This window comes from Actinoallomurus vinaceus (assembly GCF_039542055.1).
GTDB classification, from domain to species: Bacteria; Actinomycetota; Actinomycetes; order Streptosporangiales; family Streptosporangiaceae; genus Actinoallomurus; species Actinoallomurus vinaceus.
In genome coordinates this window covers 619,476-640,926 of sequence record NZ_BAABHK010000003.1, presented here as the reverse complement: position 1 = coordinate 640,926, position 21,451 = coordinate 619,476, and the positions used below count along the sequence as shown (strand labels likewise).

Genomic DNA, 21,451 nt, shown 5'->3' with positions numbered 1-21,451 from the left:
AGCCCCGCGGTACCACCCTCCTTGGCCGCTCCCGGAAGAAGGAACGACCCGCTCATTGCGGTCGGCTGCCGGGTCTACTGGGCCTGCTGGCCGTTCTGCCGACGGCTCAGGGGTGATCAGACCGCCGGGCACGCCCCCGGACTCACACCGTCTCCGGGTCGCTCAAGGCTGCGTACGGCGGCAGGTGTCCCCATCAACGCCTTGCCGATAGCGACGATAACGCACCAGGGCACGTGACTTCTTCCCGTTAACGGAGCGGAGGCGGGCAGGAGGGGGTTTCGGACCGGCCGCGTGGGTCAAGAGCGGGCAATGACACGCCAGGGGAAGTCGACCTTCTGTTGGCGTAATGGGCGATATGCGGAGTGTGACAACCGCTGGTCATTTGCCGTCTGGCGAACCGCGACCTATGCTGCCCGCACTGCCGAAATACATGATCAGCGCGAGGGGGCCCACATGGACGGTACCACTGGTGCGGGAGATAAGCATCGCACAGCCGAGGCACCCCGTACGTCGCGCACCGGGCCGCGTCACCGGTCGGCCAAGGCTCAGCAGGTCTCCACGGCCACCGCGCAACGGCTTCCGGTCCGCGAGGGGGAGGACCTGTGGACCAGCGCCGAGCTGTCCGAGGTCAGTGACCGGTTGCAGGCGGAGATGCGGGAGCTGACCGCGGAGATCGCGACGGCCGAGTCGCAGATCGCCGAGCGCATCAACGACGCCGCCGAGGGGGCCGGCGACGATCAGGCCGACGCCGGCGCCAAGACGTTCGAGCGTGAGCAGGCCATGGCGCTGACCTACAACGCGCGTGACCTGCTCGCCCAGAACGAACGCGCGGTCGTCCGGATCGATCAGGGCACCTACGGGGTGTGCGAGTCGTGCGGTCAGGCGATCGGCAAGGCGCGCCTGCAGGCGTTTCCGCGTGCGACCCTATGTGTGAGATGCAAACAGCGCGAGGAGCGTCGCTGAGCGACGCCATGAACCCAGAGCAGGAAGCCGCCGAGCGGCCGCGGCGCATCGGCGTGCTCGTCGCCGTCGCGGCGGCCGCCCTCGCCGCCGACGCGATCAGCAAGGTCATCGTCGTGGCGACGCTGCAGGACCGCCCGCCCGTCGAGCTGATCAACGGGCTGCTGACGTTGCGGGTGCTCCGTAACAGCGGTGCCGCCTTCAACATCGGCATCGGCATGACCTACGTCTTCACCGTGATCGCCACCGGCGTCGTCGTGGCGATCCTGCGGTACGCCCGGCGGCTGCGCAGCCTGCCATGGGCCATCACCCTCGGCCTCCTGCTCGGCGGGGCGCTGGGCAATCTGGCCGACCGCCTGCTGCGGTCCCCGGGCCCGCTGCGCGGGCATGTCGTCGACTGGATCGAGCTGCCGCACTGGCCCGTGTTCAACCTCGCCGACTCGGCGATCGTCTGCGGCGGGGCCCTGGCCGTGGTGCTGGCCTCGCGCGGGCTTCAGGTGGACGGCACCGTCTACCGCGACGACGCGAAGAAGGGCGAGCGGGCGAAGGACGACCCGGCCGGGAACGACGCCGGGACCGGCGAGGCCGACGCCTCGACGAAGCCGGACGCGCCCGCCGAGCGCGCCTCCGGCGCGACGAAGGCCACGCGCGGACCGAACGAGGAGGGCGACCCCGGCGCGGCCCGCTCCGGCGGCGACGACGGGACGGACCGCGGTCGCCCGGACGCCGAAGGCGACACCGCCATCGCTCCCGGCGACGCCTCGGCCGAGGGCGAGGGCGGCGCGCCGAAGGACGCCGGCCACACGGCCGACCAGACCTCCGTCCGGGACGCGAAGCACTGATGAGCGAACACCGCAGCCTCCCCGTGCCCGACGGCCTGGAGGGAGAGCGCCTCGACGCGGCCCTGGCCCGGCTCTTCGGACTGTCGCGCAGCCGCGCCGCCGAGGTCATCGCGGCCGGTGACGTCCTCGTCGACGGGCATACCGCCGCCAAATCCGACCGCATGCAGGCGGGCACCTGGCTCGAGGTGACCCTGCCCGCGCCGCCGGCCGCGCCGGCGCCGAAGCCGGAGCCGGTCCCCGGCATGACCATCCTGTACGAGGACGACGACATCGTCGTCGTCAACAAGCCGATCGGCGTCGCCGCCCACCCCACGACCGGCTGGACGGGCCCGACCGTGCTCGGCGGTCTTCTCGGCGCCGGGCACACGATCGCCACCAGCGGCGCCGCGGAGCGCCAGGGCATCGTGCACCGCCTCGACGCGAACACCACCGGGGCGATGGTGGTCGCCAAGAGCGAGGTCGCCTACTCCCGGCTGAAGCGGGCGTTCAAGGACCGGACCGTCGACAAGCGCTACCACGCCCTCGTCCAGGGCCACCCGGACCCGCTGCGCGGCACCATCGACGCGCCGATCGACCGGCACCCGTCCGGCGACGGCCGGTGGGCCGTGGTGGCCGGAGGCCGTCCGTCCGTCACGCACTACGACACGCTCGAGGCGTTCCGGGCGGCCAGCCTGCTCGACATCAAGCTGGAGACCGGGCGCACCCACCAGATCCGCGTGCACATGTCGGCGGTCCGCCACCCGTGCGTCGGGGACTTCCTCTACGGCGCCGACCCAACCCTGTCCGCCCGGCTCGGGCTGACCCGGCAGTGGCTGCACGCCGTACGCCTCGGGTTCGAGCACCCGACGCAGGGGCACTGGGTGGAGTTCGAGAGCCCCTACCCGGACGACCTGGCGCACGCCCTGGAGATCGTCGCCGGCGAGTCCTGATCCCATCGCTGCGCGGACCCCGTGGAGGTGCCGCCAGTGGTGGGCGTTCTCACGGGTGGCCTTTCAACCGGCTTCTAGTGAGGAATCCCGGTCCTTCAGGGCCGGGAGGAATCGCTTCTGTTGCACGCGGCGCGTTAGCGCCGCCTGGGCGGTTGGTTGGTTAGTCGGGTCGTTTCTGGTTCTCGATGTATCCGGTGATGATCGCCAGGGGTGTGCCGCCGCAGGAGGCGGCGAAGTAGGACGGGGACCACAGGTGACCGCCCCACCAGGTGCTTCGACAGGTGGGCGCGGTATTCCTGCCTGAGATGGCAGCGGAGACCCCTCTGGGACTGTTGACCAAGCGGGACAGGGCGATCTTGGGTGGGGTAGTGCAGGGGCAGGTGGACGTGGTCGGTTTCGCCGCTGAATTCGCGGAGTTCGACGTCGATGTCGGCGCGCACTTGTAGGGTCACTTTCCGTGAAGCTGGTGGTGCAGGTGAAGCTGGTGCCGACGCCCGTGCAGGCGGCGGCGCTCGCGGTGACCCTGCCCCTGTGCAACGCCGCGGCCAACGAGGTGTCGGCGCTCGCGTTTGAGAAGGGCGTGTTCGCCCGGCACAAGCTGCAAAAGCTCGTCTATGCGGATCTGAAGGCGCGGGGGCTGTCGGCGCAGCCCGCGCTGCATGTGATCCGTAAAGTCGCCGACGCCTACACCACCCTGCACGCCCACATCGAAGCGGGCCTGCTGGGCGGTGAGCATTCGCACCGGCGCCGCAAAGCCGAGTCCAAGCCCATCGCCTTCCGGGCCGATGCGGCTCAGCCGTTCGATGACCGGTGCTTGTCGTGGCAGATGGACGCCCGGACCATCTCGATCTGGACCGCCCAGGGCCGGGTCCAGGGCATCGCGTTCACCGGCGAGCCCGGGCAGCTCAAATTCCTGGCGGACCGCCGCAAGGGCGAAACCGACCTCGTACACCGCGACGGGATGTTCTTCCTGAACGCGACCTGTGAGGTCGAGGAGGCCCCGCAGTTTGAGCCGACCGATTGGATCGGGGTGGATCGGGGGAGCGTGAACCTGGCCACCACCTCCGACGGCGACAACCACCAGGGCACGGGCCTGCAGCGCTATCGCCGGCGCCAAGCCCGGCTGCGCGCCGAACTGCAGGCCAAGAAAGCCGCAGGCAGCCGCTCAGCCGCCCGCCGCCTGGCCCGCCGGTCGGCGCGGGAGGCGCGGCACGCCTCGAATGAGAACCACAAGATCAGTAAGCAGATTGTGGCCGATGCCCGACGCACCGGACGCGGTATCGCACTCGAAGAACTGAGTGGGATACGCGATCGGGTACGGCTCAGGCGGCACCAGCGGGCCACACTCTCTACCTGGCCGTTCCACCAGCTCGGTGAGTTCCTCCAGTACAAGGCGCTGCGGGCCGGGGTGCCGTTCTTGGAAGTGGACCCGGCCTACACCTCCCAGCGGTGTCCCGTGCCCTGGTGCGGGCACACCAAGCGGGCCAACCGGCCCGACCGGGACACCTTCCATTGCCGTCGGTGCGGGTTCGCTGGCCCCGCCGACGTCATCGCCGCCACCAACATCCGCAAACGGGCGTGCGTGGCGTGGGCATTCGTCAGCATGCCCGTCCCCAACCCTGAAACCAGGGGCAAAGGAGATGCGACCCCGGCACGACAGCCAGCCGCGACGGGGAGCGCAACAAGGCGTGAACACCCGAGCCCCAAGCTCGGCCGTTCACGGCCGAGAAGCTGACGAGAGGCCGGCGAAGAACGCCCGGACGTCTCCGGCGAGCAGGTCGGGCGCCTCCATGGCTGCGAAGTGGCCACCACGCTCGAACTCCGACCAGTGCACGATGTTGTGGGCCTTGTCGGCGAAGACTCGGATGGCGTAGTCGGTGACGAAGACGGCGACCCCGGTGGGGACGGTGCCGCGCGGCTTGGGCGCCCACATGGTGTGGTCGTGGAAGCGCTCGTAGTAGGAGTTGGCCGTTGAGCGTGCCGTCCCCGTCAGCCAGTACAGCATCACGTTGGTCAGCAGCCGGTCCCGGCCGACGGCGTCCTCGGGGAGCTTGGCCGCCGGATCGCTCCACTCCTGGAACTTCTCCACGATCCACGCCAGCTGCCCGACGGGGGAGTCGGTCAGCGCGTAGGCGAGAGTGTCCGGACGGCTGCCCTGCACCTGCATGTACGCGGCGCCCTTGTCCTGGAACCGCTTCATCGCCGCCAGGCGTTCCCGCTCGGCCTCGGTGAGGCTCGCCATGTCGTCCGGGTCGCCGGTGGGGAGCGCGAACATCGCGTTCAGGTGCACCCCGATCACCCGCTCGGGCTTGGCCCGCCCCACCAGCGGTGCGATCAGGGCGCCGACGTCGCCGCCCTGCACGCCGTAGCGCTTGTACCCCAGCCGTTCCATGAGCCGCGCGAACGCGGCCGCGGCGCGCCCGTCGGTCCAGCCGGCCTCGGTGAGCGGGCTGGAGAACGCGAACCCGGGCAGCGAGGGGACGACCAGGTGGAACCGGTCGGTGAGCAGGTCGATGACGTCTGCGAACTCCACCACCGAGCCCGGCCAGCAGTGCAGCAGCAGGAGCGGCATGGCGTCCGGGTCGGCGGAGCGGACGTGCAGGAAGTGGATCACGGCGCCGTCGATCACGGTGGTGTACTGCGGGTACTCGTTCAGCGCGGCCTCGTTCGCGCGCCAGTCGTAACCGTTGGCCCAGTAGCCCGCCAGGTCCTTCAGATAGGCCGCGGGCACGCCTCGGCTCCAGTCCCCGGCGGGCGAGGCGTCCGGCCAGCGTGTCTCCGCCAGCCGCCGCCGCAGGTCGTCCAGTTTCTCCTGCGGAATGTCGATCCGGAACGGGTGGACGTCGGACATGGTTCTCAGGCCTTTCTTGATGGTGCGTCGGAGGGGGTGAAGGGCGGTCAGAATGCGGCGGCGTGGTCGATCACCCATTCGCGGTAGCTGCGCGCGGGGCGGCCGGTGACGTCCTCGACGCCGGTGGTGGTCGGTGTGGTCCGGCCGACGGAGGCGGACCAGACCTTGAAGATGCCGTCGAGGATGGGAGCCGGGACGTGTGCGCTCATGGCCTGCCGCACCGTCTCGGCGGGAAGCTCGGCGAAGCGGATTGGCCGGCCGAGCACCTCGCCGATGATCTGGGCCTGCTCCGCATGGGTCAGCGACTCGGGACCGGTCAGCTCGTAGACGCGGCCCGCGTGCCCGTCCTGGGTCAGCGCCGCGACTGCGACGGCGGCGATGTCGGTCTCGTGCACCGGTGCGGCCGCCGCCTCGGCGTAGGCACCGCGCACCACGTCGCCGGTCTTGGTCTGCCCGGCCCACATCAGAGTGTTGGCGGCGAAGACATCCGGACGCAGGAAGGTCCACTCCAGGTCGGAGGCGCGCAGGGCCTGCTCGATCTCGGCGTGGTACGAAGCGATCGGTCCGTCCTGGGCCTGCGCGTCGTCATCGACCGCCCCGGAGGACAGCAGCACCACCTTGCGCACTCCTGCCTGCCGCGCCGCGGCGACGAAACCCGGTCCGCTGCCGGGGACGGCGAACAGGAACACCGCATCGACGCCGGCCAGGGCCGGGCCCAGCGATGCGGCGTCGGCCAGGTCGCCCGCCATGACGTCGACTTCCGCCGGCCACGTCGCGCGCTGCGGGTCGCGGGACAGGGCGCGGACGGCGCGGCCGTTCTCGACCAGCAGGTCCAGCACGTGGCGGCCGACGTTCCCGGTGGCGCCGGTGACGAGGATCATGACGTTCTCCCTTGGATCGCGTGGTTCGGGCCGTGCGCCGTTCGGGCCGGCACTCGAGACACTAGGAACCGTTGAGGACAGGTATGGTCCTCAAGCAACATCGCCTTTCAAGGAGTTCTCGCGCATGCTGGAGACCTCGGCGCGGCTGCTGCGGCTGTTGTCGCTGCTGCAGTCGCGGCCCGACTGGCCGGGGCCGGAACTGGCCGACCGGCTGGGCGTGACCACACGCACGGTCCGGCGTGACATCGATCGGCTCCGCGACCTGGGCTACCCGGTGGAGTCCGCGACCGGCACGGCCGGCGGTTACCGCCTGGGCGTCGGCGCCGCTCTGCCGCCGCTGCTGCTGGACGACGACGAGGCCGTCGCCGTAGCCGTGGGGCTGCGCGCGGCCGCCGTGGGATCGGTCTCCGGAATGGAGGAGACGTCGTTGCGCGCGCTGGCCAAACTCGAACAGGTCCTGCCCTCGCGGCTGCGCCACAGGGTGACGGCGATGCAGTCCGCGATCGTGCCGCTGACCGGCCCCGGACCAGCAGTGGACGCGAACCTGCTGGCGGTCTTGGCCGCGGCCTGCCGCGCCCATGAGGGAATCCGGTTCGGCTATCAGAAGCACGTCCGCCGCGCCGAGCCCTACAACCTGGTGCACACCGGCCGCCGCTGGTACCTGCTGGCCTTCGACCTGGACCGCGACGCTTGGCGCACCTTCCGTGTCGACCGTATCGACGGCCCGCCCCAGCCCGGCCCGCGTTTCACTCCACGGCCGGCACCGGCCGAAGACCTCCGTGCCTTCATGTCCGAGGCGTTGTCCTCGGCGCCGTACCGATTCCAGGCGAAGATCCTCTTTCTCGCTCCGATCGAAGTGGTCGCCGAACACACCTCACCTGCTGCCGGAAGGCTGGAGAAGCTCGATGAGCAGTCGTGCCTGTTCTACGCCGGTGCCGGCTCACTGGATCAGATCGCCGTGTACATCGCGATCAAAGGCATCGATTTCCAGGTCGTGGACCCGCCCGAACTCCGAGAGCATGTTCGAGCGCTGGCAGCACGCCTGCACCGCGCCGGCGAAGAGCCGGATGATTGACCGACCCGGTCGTCTCGTAGGCAGCCCCGGATCGAGACGTATGGGCGGTTTCCAGAGTGAGATCCCGCGGTTCGTCCAAGCGAAGGGCGCGTGCTCGGCGAAGTGTTCAGCGCCGGTTGCGGATGGCGCGAAACCCGGCACGATGCATTCCGTGAACGAGACGACGCAGCTCAACCTGGACGGCCGGCGGTTCGCCATGGTCAGCTCGACGGCGAGCCGGGTGGATCCCGACGCGCCCACCCGGTTCGACTACCGGGAGGAGGACGGCGTGATCTGGGGTGGCTACGAGGGCGACACGGTGCTGCACGGGCGGTTCGTCGGAGTCCGGCGCCAGGACGAGATCGAACTCAGTTACGTGCACCTGACCATGGACGGCGAGTCGCCGGTGGCCGGGCGCAGCACCAGCCGCATCGAGCTGCTGCCGGACGGGCGGCTCCGACTGGTCGAGGAGTTCACGTTCGACGGGGACGACACGCCGCAGGTCAGCGTCTGCGAGGAGCTCCCCGCCTGAGAGCGGCCGGCGGTGGACCGCCGGATCGGCGAACGGCGAGCCGGCGGTCCCGTCGCCGGTCGCCCCAGGGGGTGTCCGGCGGTCGCGCAGCCGGACAGCGGATGTGTCAGACGCGCCCTACAGTTCGCTCAGGCCGGCGCGGCCGGCGTCCGCGCGCACGAATCGCGTCATCCCCAGCGGCATCGGATCGGTGCCGGGGGCGGCGCCCGACGGTTGGGGCAGCGGTCGCTGATCCGAGGGCAGGACGTACGGGCGGCGCAGCACCTCATCGAGGATGAACACCGTCTCGGTCGCCTTGACGGCCGGGATGCTCGCCAGCCGATGCGTCACGAGGTGATGCACCGTGGCCACGTCGGGGACCCTGATCTGGATCATCGCGTCGTGCTGGCCAGTGGTGATCGCGCAGTACTCCACCTCGGGCATCAGCGCGAGCTGGTTCCGGAACTGCCGCCACATCTGCTGGCGGACGGTCACGAAGACCAGTGCGCACACGCCCAGCCCGCTGCGGACGTGGTCGACCTGGGCGGTGAACCGGACGATCACGCCGTTCGCCCGGAGCGCCTCGAACCGGCTGTAGGCGTTGGCGCGGGAGATGCCCACCTGCTGTGCGAGGGCGGCGATGGAGATCCTGCCGTCCTCGCGCAGCACGTCCAGCATCCGGAGGCTGACGGCGTCGAGGTCGGGAGGGATTTGTCCAGGCCGCCACTCCTCAGAGGACGGTCCGTCCGACGTTTCGGCCATGATCTCGTGCCTCCCGAGCAGTTCATCTCGACTTTCGCGGTGTTTGTGGACACCAATGGCGCAACCCTGCACTATCGACGCTTAAACGTCTAGATGCGGACTTTTCGCCCTGACCGAAATCATCGGAGGCTGTACATGCCGAGCCTGCGCTCCGTGCCCCGGCGGGCGATCCTGCCCGTCCTCGTGGCGTCCGCGATCAGCCTGACCGCATGCTCCGGCGGCGGATCCTCCTCCTCGTCCTCATCGGCGTCCGGAGGCAAGGCGCTGGTCGTCGACACGTCCTTCAACCTGAAGACCGCCGACCCCGGCCGGATGTACGAGCAGACCGGCCTGCTGGTCGACCGGGCGCTCTACGACACGCTGCTGACCTTCACCGGCTCCGACGTCAGCAAGCCGGTGCCCGCGCTGGCCGAGTCGTACCAGGAGTCCAAGGACGGCAAGACGCTGACGCTCAAGCTGCGGCAGGGGGCGACGTTCTCCGACGGCAGCCCGGTCACCGCCGACGACGTGGTGTTCTCCCTGAACCGGGTCCGCGATCTCAAGGGCAACCCGTCGTTCCTGCTGGACGGCGTGACCGTGAAGAAGGTCGACGACACGACGATCGAGCTCCGGTCGGCGCAGCCGAACCCGGCGCTGCCGTTCATCCTGCCCAACCCGGCGCTCGGCATCGTCAACTCCAAGGTCGTCAAGGCCCACGGCGGCACCGAGGGCGCCGACGACAAGGCGGAGTCGTTCCTCAACGGCCAGTCGGCGGGCTCCGGCCCGTACGTGCTGGAGTCGTTCAACGCGAGCACGCAGGTCGTGCTCAAGGCCAACGCCAAGTACTGGGGCACGACCAAGCCGACGTACGGCAAGGTGGTGATCCGCAACGTCCAGGCGCCGACGCAGAAGCTGAACGTGCAGCGCGGTGACAGCCAGGTCGCGCTGGACCTGTCGGCCGATCAGGCCCAGGGGATCGGCGGGGGCCTGCAGGTCGCCAAGGGCGCCTCGGCGAGCGTGTTCTTCCTGCTGGCCAACCACAGCAGCGCCGTCAGCAAGGTCACGTCCAACCCGAAGTTCGTCGAGGCCGTCCGCAAGGGCGTCGACTACCAGGGGCTGCTCCAGCTCGCCGGTGAGGGCTCGGTCCAGGCGGCCGGGATCGTGCCGTCGATGATCAACGGTGCGCTGCCCGCCGCCCAGGCGACCCAGCGTGACGTGGCCGGCGCCAAGGCGGCGCTCGCCGCGAGCGGTGTCACCGCTCCGAAGGTCAAGCTGGAGTTCCCGAGCGACTACACGCTCAACGGGCTGTCCTTCCAGCCGCTCGCCGAGCGCATCCAGGCGAACCTGAAGGAGGTCGGCATCACCGTCGACCTGGCTCCCGCGCCGATCGCGACCGCGTTGCAGAACTACCGCGACGGCAAGGAGGAGATGGGCCTGTGGTGGTGGAGCCCGGACTACCCGGACGCCAGCGACTACCTCGCCTTCCTCCCGGGCAAGCTCATCGGCCTGCGGGCGGGCTGGAAGAAGGGCGACGCCACGTCGCTGGAGCAGGCCGGTGACAAGGCCGCGCAGACCATCGGCGACGAGCGCGCGCAGCAGTACCAGCAGATCCAGGCGCAGCTGAACCAGGGCGGTCCGATCGTTCCGCTGTTCCAGCCGAGCCAGCACGTGGTCAGCGCCGCCTCGGTGACCGGCCTGGCGCTGAACCCGGTGTGGACCATCGACCTCGCGGCGCTCGGCAGCAAGTGAAGCATCAGCTGATCCGCTTCCTGGCCCGGCGGCTGGCGGTCTCCGTACTGCTGGCCGTCGGGGTCACGCTGGTCACCTTCACCCTCACCAACCTGGTGCCGGGTGACCCGGCCGCGGCCAACCTGGGGCAGCAGGCCCTCGGAAACCCGGCGATCGTCAAGCAGTTCCGCGAGCAGCACGGCCTGGACAAGCCACTGCCGGTCCAGTACGTCACGTACCTGCGGAATCTCGCCCACGGCGATCTCGGCGAGTCGCAGCAGAGCCACCGCCCGGTCGACGCGGACCTCGCGGAGTTCGTGCCCGCGACGTTCGAGCTGGCCGGCGCGGCGCTGCTGCTGTCGCTCGTGGTCGGCGTCGCGTTCGGAGTGATCGCGGCGCTGCGCCGGGACCGGATCGTCGACCAGTTCCTGCGGGTGACCAGCCTCGCCGGCGTGTCCGTGCCGACGTTCTGGCTGGCCCTGCTCGCGTTCTACTTCGTCTTCTACCGGCTGAAGCTGGCCCCCGGCTCCGGCCGGATCGCTCCCACCATGTCCGCGCCGCCGCACGTCACCGGCCTGTACACGGTGGACGCGGCCCTGGCCGGCCAGTGGGACGTGTTCGCCAGCGCCGTCGGTCACCTGGCGCTGCCCGCGCTCGTGCTCGCCGCGTACACGATCGGCCTGCTGACCCGGTTCACCCGCTCGGCGGTGCTGGAGGTGCTCGGCCAGGACTACGTGCGGGCGGCACGCGCCAAGGGGCTGCCCGGACGCGTGGTGCTGCTGCGGTACGTGCTGCGCGCCGCGCTGGTCCCGATCATCACAGTGGCCGGCCTGGCCTTCGGAAGCCTGCTGTCCGGCACGGTGCTGGTGGAGTCGATCTTCGCCTGGCCCGGCATCGGACAGTACGCGTACAAGAGCGCGACCAACCTCGACCTGCCCGCGGTCATGGGCGTCGGCCTCGTCGTCGGCGCGATCTACGTCGTGGTCAACCTCATCGTCGACGTGCTGTACGGCGTGATCGACCCGAGAGTGAGGAGCACATGATCCGCCGTCTTCCGGAGGCGTGGCGGAGGCCCCTCGCCGTGGTCGGCCTCGTCGTCACCATCGCCTGGCTGATCGTCGTGGTCGCGGCGCCCCTGCTCGCCCCGTACGACCCGCTGGCGCAGAAGTTCCCCCGGCTGAGCCCGCCGGGCGGCGCGCACTGGTTCGGCACCGACGACCTGGGCCGGGACGTCTTCAGCCGGGTGCTGTACGGCGCGCGGCTTTCGATCCCGCTGACCCTGCTGCTCGTGGCGCTGTCGGTGGTCATCGGCGGCCTGCTGGGCGCCTGCGCCGGTTACTTCGGCCGGTGGGTGGACGAGACGATCATGCGGGTGGCCGACCTGGTCTTCGCCTTCCCGACGGTGATCCTGGCGATGGCCGTGGCCGCGTCGCTGGGCGCGAGCCTGCGCAACGCGGTGCTGGCGGTCCTCGTCGTCTCCTGGCCGGCGTACGCGCGCGTCACCCGCGGTCTGGTGCTCGGCATCCGGTCCCGCGAGTTCGTGCTCAGCGGGCGGCTGCTCGGCTTCTCCGTGTGGCGCTCGCTCCGCACCGACGTGCTGCCCAACGTGACCGGCCCGGTCCTGGTGCTCGCGACCCTCGATATCGGCACCCAGCTGCTGCTGCTGTCCGGCCTGTCGTTCCTCGGCCTCGGCGCCAAGCCGCCCACCGCGGAGTGGGGGGCGATGGTGGCGTCGGCCACGCAGGTGTTCGACAAGTGGTGGGTCGGGGTCTTCCCTGGACTGGCCATCCTCACCGTGGTGATGGCGTTCAACTTCCTCGGCGACACCATGCGCGACGCGCTCGACCCGCGGACCGCCAGGGCGATCAAGGAGCGGGCGCTGTGACGATCCTGGCCATCGAAGAGCTCACCGTCGAGCTGGGCGGCAGACGGCTCATCCGCGGCATCGACCTCGCCCTGGAGGCGGGGAAGGTGCACGGACTGGCGGGGGAGAGCGGCTCGGGCAAGACCATGACCGGCCTGGCCGTCCTCGGCCTGCTCCCGCACGGCGCGCGCCCCGGCGGAACGATCTCCCTCGGCGGCACCGACCTGCTGGCGCTCGCGCCGAAGGAGATGAACAAGCGGCGCGGCAGCGAGATCGGCATGGTCTTCCAGGACCCGTCGACCAGCCTGCACCCCATGCTCTCCGTCGGACGTCAGCTCACCGACCCCATGCGCCACCATCTGAAGCTGGACCGGCGGCAGGCGAGGGAACGGGCCGCGGAACTGCTCGGCAAGGTCCGCATCCCCGACCCGGAGGGCGCGCTCGGCCGGTACCCGCACCACTTCTCCGGCGGGATGCGGCAGCGCATCGCGATCGCCATCGCACTCGCCTGCGACCCGCAGGTGCTGATCGCCGACGAGCCGACGACGGCCCTGGACGTCACCGTGCAGGCCGGCATCCTCCGGCTGCTGCGCGGCCTCTGCGACGACCTGGGCCTCGCGGTGCTGCTCATCACCCACGACCTCGGCGTGATGTCGTCGGTCGCCGACGTGATCAGCGTGATGCGGGACGGCCGCCTCGTCGAGACCGGACCGCGCGCGCAGGTCATGCGCGAACCGGCCGATCCGTACACCCGTGCCCTGCTGGACGCGCTGCCCGACCGGAGCACCCCATGACCCTTCTGTCCGTCGAGGACCTGGTCGTCGACCACCGCACCCCCGGCCGCCCGCCGGTCCGGGCCGTGGCGGGGGCGAGCCTCACCGTCGAAGCGGGCGAGGTCGTCGGCCTGGTCGGCGAGTCCGGCTGCGGAAAGTCGACGCTCGCCCGCGCGATCTGCGGGATCACCGCTCCCACCGCCGGTTCGGTCGCCTTCGAGGACCGGCCGGTACGCCCGCTCGGCCTGCGCCGTCGCGACCCGGAGCTGACGCGGATCCAGATGGTGTTCCAGGACCCGTACGCCTCGCTCAACCCGCGCCGCCGCGTGGGAAGGCAGATCGCCGACGGGATCCGCGACGACGCCACACCGGGTGAGCTCCTGGAGCGGGTCGGTCTCGACGCCGAGGTGGCCGGCCGCTACCCCCACGAGTTCTCAGGCGGGCAGCGGCAGCGCATCGCCATCGCCCGCGCCCTCGCCGCGCGACCGTCCCTGCTGATCGGAGACGAGCCCATCTCGGCGCTGGACGCCTCCGCGCAGGCACAGGTCGCGGGGCTGATGCGGTCCCTCGCCGTCGAATCCGGCGCCGGGCTGCTGTTCATCAGCCATGACCTGTCGGTGGTACGCCTCATCGCGGACCGGATCGCGGTGATGTACCTCGGCAAGATCGTGGAGACCGGTCGCACCGCCGAGGTCTGGGACGACCCGAAGCACCCCTACACCCGGGCGCTGCTCGCCGCGATCCCCGCGCCGGACGGCTCCGGCACGCTGCCCGCCGAGCTCCCCGGCGACGTGCCGAACCCGGCCGCACCGCCCTCCGGCTGCCGGTTCCACCCGCGCTGCCCGAGCGCGATGGACGTCTGCTCCACCCGGGAACCGGTGCCCCTGGACGGGGTGTCCTGCTGGCTCTACGACACAGCGGGCTCGGCCGCCGAGTGAGCGGAGAACGCCTGGACCGGCTCCGTGCCCTGCTCACCGCGCACGGCGTCGACGCGCTCGTCCTGCGGCCGTCGTCGAACCTGAGATACCTCACCGGGGCGACGCTCCGGGCGTTCCTCGTCGTCACGCCGGACGGCCCGCCGGTCCACGTCGCCGACGCGTTCGGCGAGGCGGTCTCGCTCATCCCCACCGGTGCGCGGGTGGCGGTCGATCCGCAGATGCCCGCCCATGAACTGCTCGCCCTGCAGGAGGCGCTCGGCCCGGAGACGCCGATCGCCTCCGCCGCGCCCTTGCTCGCGCCGCTGCGGATGCGCAAGTCCGCCGAGGAGATCGAGCTGATGGACCGCGCGGCGATCGCGGTCGACCGGGCGCTCGTCGCGGCACGCGACCTCACCTGGTCCGGCGCGACCGAGCGCGAGATGGCACGGCAACTGCGCATCCTGCTGCTCGAGAGCGGCCACGAGGAGATCGTGTTCGTGGCGGTCGCGGCGGGGGAGAACTCGGCCGATCCGTACCATCGGCCGTCCGACCGGGTGATCAACCCCGGTGACGCCGTCCGGGTGAACCTCGGCGGCCGGTACGGCGGCCACTGCTCCGACACCGGGCGGATGTTCGTGGTGGCCGAGCCGCCGGAGGACTTCGAGGCGATGTACTCCGTCGTGCTAGCCGCCCAGACCGCCGCCTGCGAGGCGGTGCGCCCCGGTGTCGCGGTCGCCGAGATCGACGCGATCGCCCGCGAGGTCATCGCCGACAGCGGGTACGGCGCGTTCATCCTCCACCGGACCGGCCACGGCATCGGCCTCGACGAGTACGAGCCGCCCTACCTCACGCCCGAGGACGGAACCGTCCTCGACGCGGGCATGACCATGTCGATCGGACCCGGCATCTACCTGCCCGAACTGTACGGCGCGCGCATCGAGGACGTCGTCGTCTGCACCGACTTCGGCGCCCGCCGGCTCAACCAGACGCCCCGCCTGATCTCGGTGGTCGACCTCTAGGGCGCGCATGCCGGATGCCCCGGACATCCCTGGCCGCTCGACGATTGGAGCGGCACGGGGTCGCAGGCCGGTGGGGCGGGCCGTCTCCGGCACCTGCAGCGGCCGCCGGAACTCCCGAGACCGCCGTCATCCGGTTCAGACGCCGAGGGCGCGGAGGCCGGCGGCGACGACGGCCGCGACCACCAGGACGACGAGGAACGGGGCGCGCAGCAGCAGCGCGACGACGGCGGCGGCGAGCCCGGCCAGCCGGGGGCCGTTCAGCTCCAGGGTGCGGCCGTGCGCCAGTGTCTGCACGGCGACCAGCGCGGTCAGCAGCGCGACGGGGACGAGCGCGGTGAACCGCCGTACCCGCTCGTCGTCCAGCACGCGTTGGGGGGCGACCAGCCCGGTGAGCTTGAGCGCGTAGCAGCCCAGCCCGGTCGCCACCACGGCGATCCAGACGGCCATGATCTGTCTCCTCCTAGACTTCTGAGAGTTCCCGGCGCTCGCCGGTCTGACGGGCCTGGGGCGTGCGGCGCCGTACGATCCCGGCCAGCGCGGCGACGGCGGCGAGCATCACCGGCACGCCCGGGGGCAGCAGCGGCGTGGTCGCGACCGCGATCGCCATCGCGAGCAGCGCGACCACGCGCTCGGTACCCCCGGAGGTCAGCCGCGGCCACAGCAGGGCGAGGAACGCCGCCGGGCCGACCACGTCGAGCCCGTACGTCTGCGGGTCGCCCAGCCGGGCCGCGCCGAGCGCGCCGAGCAGGGTGGCGAGGTTCCAGGTGGTGTAGATGCTGATGGCGGTGGCCCAGAACCCCGCGCGGGCCGCCCGTGGGCCGGGCTGCGCGGTGGCCACGGCCGTCGTCTCGTCGATGACGACCTGGGCGGTCAGCAACCGCCGCCATCCGCGTACGTTGAGCGTCCGCGCGAGCCGCAGGCCGTACAGGGCGTTGCGGCCGCCGAGCAGCACCGCGCCGACGGCCCCCGCGATCAGGTTGCCGCCGCCGGCGATCACGCCGATCAGCGCGAACTGCGACGCTCCCGAGAACGCCACGAGACTCAGGGCGCAGGTCTGCGCCACTCCCAGCCCGGCCGCGACCGCCGCGGCCCCGAACGCCAGCCCCGACAGGCCGACGGCCAGGCCGACCCCCAGCCCGTCGCGGATGGCGGCGCGTCTCTCCGAATCCATATCCGCAGGTTAGGAGGCCCAGAGTGGGGTGGTCTTGCACGAAATTGCACCCAATGCGACCCGATCCCGGGTCGCTGCGGACCTGACCGGCCGCATGCCGATGGCCGTAGCACGCCGCGGCGCGATCAGGTGGCCGGAGGGGTGTCAGAGGCTGAAGACGCGCTCGGCTTCGTCGCGGTGGGTGGTGTGCAGCTCCCAGTAGACCGGCGAGATCTCCTCGGGCTGGGCCGTGGGCAGACCGGGCATGACGGCGGTGCCGATCGACACGTCGATGCCGACGTGGGCCGCCTGGACACCGGTGCCGACCAACTCCTTGTGCAGGTTCATCGCCCAGTTGCGCAGCGCGGCCGCGGCGGCGTTGACGTTGGCGACCCGCGGGTCGGGGTCGATCGAGCCGGCGCCGGTGGTGTAGAGGAGGGTGCCCGCGCCGGCCTCGCGCATCGCGGGCAGCACCGCCTGGGTGGCGGCGATGGCCCCGTACAGCTGGAAGTTCATTTCGAACTCCACATGAGACGGTTCGGTCCCGGCCGGAGCGGTCAGAGTCGTGATGCCGAACGTCCCCACCGGGGAGTACTCCAGGACGTCGATCCCGCCGAACCGCACGGCGGCGTCCTTGAGCGCCTGGGTGAGCGCGTCGCGGTCGAGCACGTCCGCGGGGAACGCGGCGGCGGTGATGCCCTCGGCGGTGAGCTTGCCGACGAGATCGTCGAGCTTGGCGCGGTTGCGGGAGATCAGGGCGACGTCGAAGCCGCGGGAGCCGAAGGTGCGGGCGATGGCCAGGCCCAGCTGGGGGCCTGCTCCGACGATGGCGATGCTGGTCACAGCGATCCTTTCGGGGAAACGTGGAGAGAACGGTGTGGTGACTCAGGTGACGGTGATCGCGATCTTGCCGAGGGCGCCGGCGCCGAACGCGGCGAACGCCTGTGCGGCCTGCTCCAGGTCGTGCACGGCGGTCACCGGCACCGACAGGGCGCCCGCGGCGACGTGTGCGGCGAGCGTGGACAGCGTCTCGGCGGTGCCCGGCACCTGCGCCAAGGCCACGGCTTTCATGATCATCACTTCCAGGTTCGCGGTCGCGGGTTGTTCTGGATAGCCCTATCCGTTTTGTGATCCGGATAGCCCTATCCGTTTCGTCGTCAGAGAGTAGCACAGAACTGGATAGGCCTATCCGGTTCGTTAGACTGGTCGACATGAGCCCTGGCGCCCGACACCCTGACGGCACCGCCGCCCAGCCCCTGCGCAGCGACGCCGAGCGCAACCGGGCGCGGATCATCGCCGCCGCGCGTACGACGTTCGGGCGCGATGGCCTGAACGCCTCCATGGCCTCCGTGGCCCGTGAGGCGGGGGTGGGGATCGCCACCCTCTTCCGCCACTTCCCCGCGAAGGAGGAACTGGTCGCCGCCGTCTTCTCCGACCGCATGGACGCCTACGCCGACGCCGTCGCCGTCGCGCTCGCCGACCCCGATCCCTGGCACGGCTTCACCGGCTACATCGAGACCGCCTGCGCGATGCAGGCCGCCGACTACGGCTTCGCCGACGTACTGACCATGACCTTCCCCACCGCCAAGGCCCTGGAAAAGCGCCGCGACGAGGCGTACGAGGCCATGGTGCGGCTCATCGACCGTGCCAAGGCCACAGGCCGCCTGCGCGAGGACTTCGACCCCTCGGATCTGGTGCTGGTGCACATGGCCAACGCCGGCGTCGTCAACGCCACCGGTGACGCCGCTCCCGACGCCTGGCGACGCGTCGTCGCCCTGTTGATCCAGTCCTTCGAGGCCCCTGCCCGCGGCCCCCTGCCCGACCCGCCCGAGCACGACGCCCTCTACAGGGCCATGCTCCGCGCCGGCCCGGCGGGCGTCACCGCATCGGAGCCGGACAAGAGCAGCTGACCTCAGGACCGGAACCACCCTGGCGTGGCATGACGGCAACAGGCCGGGCCAAGGGCGCCCACGCAACGGGCTTGACCACTGGTACTGCGGGTCAACGAGGCACGGTCACGGTGTGAGTATCGACGGGGGCTTCGTCCGGGACCGGTCAGGCAGGGCGGCCGAGCAGGTACGCGCCGGGCGGCACGCCGACGATCCGCTTGAAATGCCGGGTCAGGTGCGCCTGGTCGGTGAAGCCGAGGTCGACGGCGACCTCGGCGGGACGCCGGCCGGCGTCCAGGAGGGCGCGGGCCCGCTGGACGCGGAGGTTCGTCAGGTAGGCGTGCGGCGGCAGGCCGTACGCGGTGCGGAAGGCGCGCAACAGCGCGAACCGCCCGGTGCCCACCATGGCGGCCAGGTCGTCGAGGGACGGCGGGTCGGGCAGCCGTTCGTGGAGGATCTCGCGGGCGGCGCGGACCGCGCGCGGCGGCGCGGCGTCGGGCATCGAGCGGGGCGGCCGGGCGGCGTGGCGGCGAAGGAGCCCGGCGAGGGCCCGGTGCAGCGTGGACGAGGACGCGAGGGCGTCACCGGCCTCGGCGCTGCGGTGGACGGCGCGGAGCAGCCGGGCCGCCTCCGGGTCGTCCACCACCGTGTCGGGGAAGTAGGGCGTGCCGCCCGGGGCGCCCAGCTCGGCGGCGAGTTCCGTCACGACATCCACGGCGGGGTACAGCACGCGGTAGCGCCAGCCCTCGGGGACGCCCGCGTGCCCGCTGTGCACGACCTCCGGGTTGAGGAGCGCGACCTGGCCGGCGGCGGCCCGCAGGAGCGACCCGGCGTGCTCGAACTCCTCCACCCCCGACTCGATGAGCGCCACGGTGAAGGTCGCGTGGGCGTGCCTCGTGTAGCGGTGGGTGACGTAGCGGGCGCTCAGCAGGTCGACGCCCGGCTCCGCCGGGTGCCGCCGATAGTGCGCCACCTCCCGGCTCATGGCTCCGATGCTATCGGCCGCTCCGTCGAGGGCGGCAGGACGGCGGGCAGGCCGAACGTCGTGAACAGGCGCAGGTCGAAGAACTGGGCGACGTGTGCGACCCCTGTGCGCGTGGGCGTGAGGACCTGCAGGGCGAAGGCGTGGTGCGCCCCGTCGGCGGCGCGCATGTACAACGCGAACGCCGGCTGGCCGTTCGCCCGGGTCTCCACCAGCCGCATCGCGCCGGGGCCGTCGGCCGGGCACTGGGTGCTGATGAGGCGGCCGATGTCCTCCGGCCCCTGGTACCAGCCGGTGAAGGGCGGCATCTCCCAGACGGCGTCGGCGGTGAGCAGCCGCTCGATGGCGGCGACGTCGTACTCCTCGAAGGCCCGGACGTAACGGGCGAGCAGCTCGCGCTGCTCCGGCGAGGACGGCTCGGTCAGATCGTCCTGCGGGGGAGCGGCCTCGTCGAGCCGGGCGCGGGCGCGCTGCAGGATGCTGTTGACCGCGGTGGTCGTCGTGTCGAGGGCCTCCGCCACCTCCGCCGCCCGCCACTTCAGCACATCGCGCAGGATGAGGACCGCGCGATGCCGGGGCGGCAGGTGCTGCAGGGCGGCGATCAGCGCGAGCCGGATGCTCTCCCGGGAGGCGACGATCGCCGCCGGGTCGGCGTGCTCGGCGCCGGCCATGGCGTCGGGAACGGGCTCCAGCCAGGGCACGTCGGACCGCTCGACCAGCGTGTCCAACGGGTCGGCGCTCGGGTCGCCGAGCCCGGTCGGGAGCGGCCGGCGGCCCCGGCTCTCCAGGGCGGTGAGGCAGGTGCGGGTGGCGATCCGGTGCAGCCACGTGCGCAGCGACGACCGGCCCTCGAAGGAGTCGTACGAGCGCCAGGCCCGCAGGTAGGTCTCCTGGACCTGGTCCTCGGCGTCGTGCACGGAGCCGAGCATGCGGTAGCAGTGCGCCAGCAGCTCACGGCGGTACGGAGCCGCCTCGCTCAGGAAGTCGTCCTTGACGGCGTTGTCCGTGCTCATGGTGCACCCCTCATCGTCCGGGCGACCGGCGGCCGCCCGCGGGCCCTTCCCCTGTATACGGCACACCGCTGACAAACCGGCCCTGACCTGGAGAATGATCTGAGGTGAACATTCCGCCGCGGAGCTCTCGTCTCATTGACCGAGACGAGGGTCCCGCCCGGTGGCATCCGGGGAATCGTCGCGGTTACCCTGGGCACGTGGATCGTCGCTATTTCGCGTTTATGCAGCCGGCTCCGGGTGAGCCGGTCGACGTGACCTGAGCGACGACCCCCGAGCCGGCCGAGGCAGAGCCCCACGGGCTCTGCCTTTCGCGTTTCCGACGTGAGTGGGCGGCTCGGCTCCGGGGCCGCCCGGAGGGAGAGACCGATGGACCTGCACGATCCGGACCAACCCGTGTTGATCACGGACCTGCACGATCCAGACCAGCCCGTGATGATCGCCGGCCCCGCCGTCGCGCCGGACGTCGCCGTGGTCAGCCTGCGCCGCCTGCACGGTCGCGTGGACGCGGCCGGCGAGCTGGCGCGGGTACGCCGCTCGTACCGGGGGCCGCTGCTGGTGGAGCCGTTCTCCGCGCGCGACCTACCGGCCGTCGTGACGCACGCCGACGGCGTCGTGGTCGGCGGAGCCTGGATGCAGGACTTCCAGCTGCTGCGGGCGGTGGCCCGTACCGGCCTCCCCGTCGTCGTGCAGCGGGCCACGGCCGCGACGCTGGAGGAGTGGCTGTCGGCGGCCGAGTACTGCGTCGCCGAGGGCAACCGCGACGTCGTCCTCTGCGAGACCGGTACCCGCACGCACCTGCCGCACGCGACCATCGACCTGGAGCTGGTCCGGGAGGCCGGGCGCCGCCGGCCCGTGTTCGTGGACGTCTCCGCCGCCCCGGACCTCGCGGTCGCGGCGCTGTCGGCGGGCGCGCGGGGACTGTTCCTCGGCGAGGACGCCGAGCCGGCCCTGGTGGCCGAGGTACGCGCCAAGGCGGCCCTGCTCGGGCCGCTCGTCCGCGACGACGAGCCGGAGACGATCCCCGACGCGCGGGCGGCGATCGATCGGATCGACGCGGCGCTGGCGACACTGCTGGAGCGCCGCGCCGAGCTCGCGGCGACCGTGCAGCGGCTCAAGCCGGTCGGCGGCTTCGCCGGCCGGGACCCGCGCCGCGAACGCGAGATCGTCGAGGCCATGGCGCGGCGCGCCCCACGGCTGGGCGAAGACCGGCTCGCCCGGATCATGGCGGCCGTCATCGAGGCCGGCCTGGAGGCGTCCGAAGAGCGCGACCTCAGAATCCAGCCGCTGGCGAACCGTTCCTAAAGACTGAGCGTGGGTTGTGTGTGCTCAGTCGGACGCTCCGAACGG

General features: G+C 71.5%; 25 protein-coding genes. 15 read left to right on the top strand and 10 right to left on the bottom strand.

Translation table 11 applies throughout. From position 1 onward, the window contains the following. Nucleotides 1–453: 453 nt before the first annotated feature. The 3 genes from ABEA24_RS13960 to ABEA24_RS13950 are packed head-to-tail and all read left to right on the top strand — an operon-like array spanning nt 454 to nt 2,731. On the top strand, nt 454–963 hold the full coding sequence (locus ABEA24_RS13960; RefSeq protein WP_425551184.1) for a TraR/DksA family transcriptional regulator: 510 nt from the start codon (nt 454–456) through the stop codon (nt 961–963). Nucleotides 964–971: 8 nt separating this feature from the next. Then, complete coding sequence (lspA, locus tag ABEA24_RS13955; protein WP_345431192.1) at nt 972–1,802, top strand: signal peptidase II; 831 nt, start codon at nt 972–974, stop codon at nt 1,800–1,802. Then, nucleotides 1,802–2,731, top strand: coding sequence for an RluA family pseudouridine synthase (locus ABEA24_RS13950; protein ID WP_345431191.1), 930 nt, complete (start codon nt 1,802–1,804; stop codon nt 2,729–2,731). The genes lspA and ABEA24_RS13950 overlap by 1 nt, the downstream gene beginning before the upstream one ends. Nucleotides 2,732–2,891: 160 nt before the next feature. Here the strand turns inward: ABEA24_RS13950 and ABEA24_RS53510 are convergent, their stop codons facing one another. Further along, complete coding sequence (locus tag ABEA24_RS53510) at nt 2,892–3,071, bottom strand: transposase (protein ID WP_425551183.1); 180 nt, start codon at nt 3,069–3,071, stop codon at nt 2,892–2,894. On the opposite strand from ABEA24_RS53510, the gene ABEA24_RS13945 reads away from it, so the two are divergent. Next, entirely contained in the window at nt 3,013–3,177 is a 165-nt protein-coding gene (locus ABEA24_RS13945) for a hypothetical protein (RefSeq protein WP_345431190.1), read from the top strand. The two genes, ABEA24_RS53510 and ABEA24_RS13945, sit on opposite strands and share 59 nt — an antisense overlap. 11 nt (nt 3,178–3,188) lie before the next feature. After that, nucleotides 3,189–4,466: an RNA-guided endonuclease InsQ/TnpB family protein gene (locus tag ABEA24_RS13940; RefSeq protein ID WP_345431189.1), complete on the top strand. Its 1,278-nt coding sequence runs from the start codon at nt 3,189–3,191 to the stop codon at nt 4,464–4,466. Here ABEA24_RS13940 and ABEA24_RS13935 read toward each other — a convergent pair. Together ABEA24_RS13935 and ABEA24_RS13930 are read right to left on the bottom strand one after the other, a co-directional pair. Then, complete coding sequence (locus tag ABEA24_RS13935) at nt 4,449–5,582, bottom strand: epoxide hydrolase family protein (protein ID WP_345431188.1); 1,134 nt, start codon at nt 5,580–5,582, stop codon at nt 4,449–4,451. The genes ABEA24_RS13940 and ABEA24_RS13935 overlap by 18 nt on opposite strands. Nucleotides 5,583–5,629: 47 nt before the next feature. Continuing rightward, complete coding sequence (locus ABEA24_RS13930; protein WP_345431187.1) at nt 5,630–6,463, bottom strand: NAD(P)H-binding protein; 834 nt, start codon at nt 6,461–6,463, stop codon at nt 5,630–5,632. Nucleotides 6,464–6,587: 124 nt separating this feature from the next. Here ABEA24_RS13930 and ABEA24_RS13925 point away from each other — a divergent pair, with 124 nt between their 5' ends. Continuing rightward, a complete protein-coding gene (locus ABEA24_RS13925) occupies nt 6,588–7,538 on the top strand; it encodes a helix-turn-helix transcriptional regulator (RefSeq protein ID WP_345431186.1) in 951 nt (316 codons plus the stop codon). Nucleotides 7,539–7,689: 151 nt separating this feature from the next. After that, complete coding sequence (locus tag ABEA24_RS13920) at nt 7,690–8,049, top strand: avidin-fold protein (RefSeq protein ID WP_345431185.1); 360 nt, start codon at nt 7,690–7,692, stop codon at nt 8,047–8,049. Nucleotides 8,050–8,166: 117 nt separating this feature from the next. On the opposite strand, the gene ABEA24_RS13915 is transcribed toward ABEA24_RS13920, so the two are convergent. Continuing rightward, nucleotides 8,167–8,790, bottom strand: a complete 624-nt coding sequence (locus ABEA24_RS13915; protein WP_345431184.1) for an Lrp/AsnC family transcriptional regulator — start codon at nt 8,788–8,790, stop codon at nt 8,167–8,169. A gap of 135 nt (nt 8,791–8,925) precedes the next feature. On the opposite strand from ABEA24_RS13915, the gene ABEA24_RS13910 reads away from it, so the two are divergent. The 6 genes from ABEA24_RS13910 to ABEA24_RS13885 are packed head-to-tail and all read left to right on the top strand — an operon-like array spanning nt 8,926 to nt 15,070. Then, a complete protein-coding gene (locus tag ABEA24_RS13910) occupies nt 8,926–10,518 on the top strand; it encodes an ABC transporter substrate-binding protein (RefSeq protein WP_345431183.1) in 1,593 nt (530 codons plus the stop codon). Next, nucleotides 10,515–11,540 carry an ABC transporter permease gene (locus tag ABEA24_RS13905; protein ID WP_345431182.1) on the top strand — a complete coding sequence of 342 codons (1,026 nt, stop codon included), beginning with the start codon at nt 10,515–10,517 and terminating at the stop codon, nt 11,538–11,540. The genes ABEA24_RS13910 and ABEA24_RS13905 overlap by 4 nt, the downstream gene beginning before the upstream one ends. Beyond that, the gene (locus tag ABEA24_RS13900; protein ID WP_345431181.1) at nt 11,537–12,382 is read left to right on the top strand and encodes an ABC transporter permease; all 846 of its coding nucleotides are present in this window, start codon (nt 11,537–11,539) and stop codon (nt 12,380–12,382) included. Before ABEA24_RS13905 ends, ABEA24_RS13900 begins: the two co-directional genes overlap by 4 nt. After that, a complete protein-coding gene (locus ABEA24_RS13895; RefSeq protein ID WP_345431180.1) occupies nt 12,379–13,155 on the top strand; it encodes an ABC transporter ATP-binding protein in 777 nt (258 codons plus the stop codon). Before ABEA24_RS13900 ends, ABEA24_RS13895 begins: the two co-directional genes overlap by 4 nt. Next, on the top strand, nt 13,152–14,072 hold the full coding sequence (locus tag ABEA24_RS13890) for an ABC transporter ATP-binding protein (RefSeq protein WP_345431179.1): 921 nt from the start codon (nt 13,152–13,154) through the stop codon (nt 14,070–14,072). The genes ABEA24_RS13895 and ABEA24_RS13890 overlap by 4 nt, the downstream gene beginning before the upstream one ends. Beyond that, on the top strand, nt 14,069–15,070 hold the full coding sequence (locus ABEA24_RS13885) for a M24 family metallopeptidase (RefSeq protein ID WP_345431178.1): 1,002 nt from the start codon (nt 14,069–14,071) through the stop codon (nt 15,068–15,070). The genes ABEA24_RS13890 and ABEA24_RS13885 overlap by 4 nt, the downstream gene beginning before the upstream one ends. 135 nt (nt 15,071–15,205) lie before the next feature. Here ABEA24_RS13885 and ABEA24_RS13880 read toward each other — a convergent pair whose 3' ends face one another. From ABEA24_RS13880 to ABEA24_RS13865, 4 genes are all read right to left on the bottom strand, one after another. Further along, a complete protein-coding gene (locus ABEA24_RS13880) occupies nt 15,206–15,517 on the bottom strand; it encodes an AzlD domain-containing protein (RefSeq protein WP_345431177.1) in 312 nt (103 codons plus the stop codon). Nucleotides 15,518–15,530: 13 nt separating this feature from the next. Then, complete coding sequence (locus ABEA24_RS13875) at nt 15,531–16,241, bottom strand: AzlC family ABC transporter permease (RefSeq protein ID WP_345431176.1); 711 nt, start codon at nt 16,239–16,241, stop codon at nt 15,531–15,533. A 144-nt stretch (nt 16,242–16,385) separates the two neighbouring features. Continuing rightward, nucleotides 16,386–17,063, bottom strand: coding sequence for an SDR family NAD(P)-dependent oxidoreductase (locus ABEA24_RS13870; protein WP_345431175.1), 678 nt, complete (start codon nt 17,061–17,063; stop codon nt 16,386–16,388). Between the two features lie 42 nt (nt 17,064–17,105). Beyond that, nucleotides 17,106–17,297, bottom strand: coding sequence for a zinc-binding dehydrogenase (locus ABEA24_RS13865; protein WP_425551182.1), 192 nt, complete (start codon nt 17,295–17,297; stop codon nt 17,106–17,108). A 134-nt stretch (nt 17,298–17,431) separates the two neighbouring features. On the opposite strand from ABEA24_RS13865, the gene ABEA24_RS13860 reads away from it, so the two are divergent. Then, nucleotides 17,432–18,130, top strand: coding sequence for a TetR/AcrR family transcriptional regulator (locus ABEA24_RS13860; RefSeq protein ID WP_345431173.1), 699 nt, complete (start codon nt 17,432–17,434; stop codon nt 18,128–18,130). 145 nt (nt 18,131–18,275) lie between these two features. Here the strand turns inward: ABEA24_RS13860 and ABEA24_RS13855 are convergent, their stop codons facing one another. After that, nucleotides 18,276–19,094, bottom strand: coding sequence for an AraC family transcriptional regulator (locus ABEA24_RS13855; RefSeq protein ID WP_345431172.1), 819 nt, complete (start codon nt 19,092–19,094; stop codon nt 18,276–18,278). Continuing rightward, a complete protein-coding gene (locus ABEA24_RS13850) occupies nt 19,091–20,104 on the bottom strand; it encodes a sigma-70 family RNA polymerase sigma factor (protein ID WP_345431171.1) in 1,014 nt (337 codons plus the stop codon). Before ABEA24_RS13850 ends, ABEA24_RS13855 begins: the two co-directional genes overlap by 4 nt. Nucleotides 20,105–20,470: 366 nt before the next feature. Between ABEA24_RS13850 and ABEA24_RS53505 the strand changes: the two genes are divergently transcribed. Further along, on the top strand, nt 20,471–21,406 hold the full coding sequence (locus ABEA24_RS53505) for a chorismate mutase (protein WP_425551181.1): 936 nt from the start codon (nt 20,471–20,473) through the stop codon (nt 21,404–21,406). Nucleotides 21,407–21,451 lie beyond the last annotated feature (45 nt).

Excerpts from the sequence above, each read along its gene's own strand:
- ABEA24_RS13900 (WP_345431181.1), top strand. The coding sequence starts at position 11,537 with ATGATCCGCCGTCTTCCGGAGGCGTGGCGGAGGCCCCTCGCCGTGGTC.
- lspA (WP_345431192.1), top strand. The coding sequence starts at position 972 with ATGAACCCAGAGCAGGAAGCCGCCGAGCGGCCGCGGCGCATCGGCGTG.
- ABEA24_RS13865 (WP_425551182.1), bottom strand. The coding sequence starts at position 17,297 with ATGATCATGAAAGCCGTGGCCTTGGCGCAGGTGCCGGGCACCGCCGAG.
- ABEA24_RS13950 (WP_345431191.1), top strand. The coding sequence starts at position 1,802 with ATGAGCGAACACCGCAGCCTCCCCGTGCCCGACGGCCTGGAGGGAGAG.
- ABEA24_RS13925 (WP_345431186.1), top strand. The coding sequence starts at position 6,588 with ATGCTGGAGACCTCGGCGCGGCTGCTGCGGCTGTTGTCGCTGCTGCAG.
- ABEA24_RS53505 (WP_425551181.1), top strand. The coding sequence starts at position 20,471 with ATGGACCTGCACGATCCGGACCAACCCGTGTTGATCACGGACCTGCAC.
- ABEA24_RS13890 (WP_345431179.1), top strand. The coding sequence starts at position 13,152 with ATGACCCTTCTGTCCGTCGAGGACCTGGTCGTCGACCACCGCACCCCC.
- ABEA24_RS13935 (WP_345431188.1), bottom strand. The coding sequence starts at position 5,582 with ATGTCCGACGTCCACCCGTTCCGGATCGACATTCCGCAGGAGAAACTG.
- ABEA24_RS13855 (WP_345431172.1), bottom strand. The coding sequence starts at position 19,094 with ATGAGCCGGGAGGTGGCGCACTATCGGCGGCACCCGGCGGAGCCGGGC.
- ABEA24_RS13860 (WP_345431173.1), top strand. The coding sequence starts at position 17,432 with ATGAGCCCTGGCGCCCGACACCCTGACGGCACCGCCGCCCAGCCCCTG.
- ABEA24_RS13910 (WP_345431183.1), top strand. The coding sequence starts at position 8,926 with ATGCCGAGCCTGCGCTCCGTGCCCCGGCGGGCGATCCTGCCCGTCCTC.
- ABEA24_RS13960 (WP_425551184.1), top strand. The coding sequence starts at position 454 with ATGGACGGTACCACTGGTGCGGGAGATAAGCATCGCACAGCCGAGGCA.
- ABEA24_RS13875 (WP_345431176.1), bottom strand. The coding sequence starts at position 16,241 with ATGGATTCGGAGAGACGCGCCGCCATCCGCGACGGGCTGGGGGTCGGC.
- ABEA24_RS13880 (WP_345431177.1), bottom strand. The coding sequence starts at position 15,517 with ATGGCCGTCTGGATCGCCGTGGTGGCGACCGGGCTGGGCTGCTACGCG.
- ABEA24_RS13930 (WP_345431187.1), bottom strand. The coding sequence starts at position 6,463 with ATGATCCTCGTCACCGGCGCCACCGGGAACGTCGGCCGCCACGTGCTG.
- ABEA24_RS13850 (WP_345431171.1), bottom strand. The coding sequence starts at position 20,104 with ATGAGCACGGACAACGCCGTCAAGGACGACTTCCTGAGCGAGGCGGCT.
- ABEA24_RS13915 (WP_345431184.1), bottom strand. The coding sequence starts at position 8,790 with ATGGCCGAAACGTCGGACGGACCGTCCTCTGAGGAGTGGCGGCCTGGA.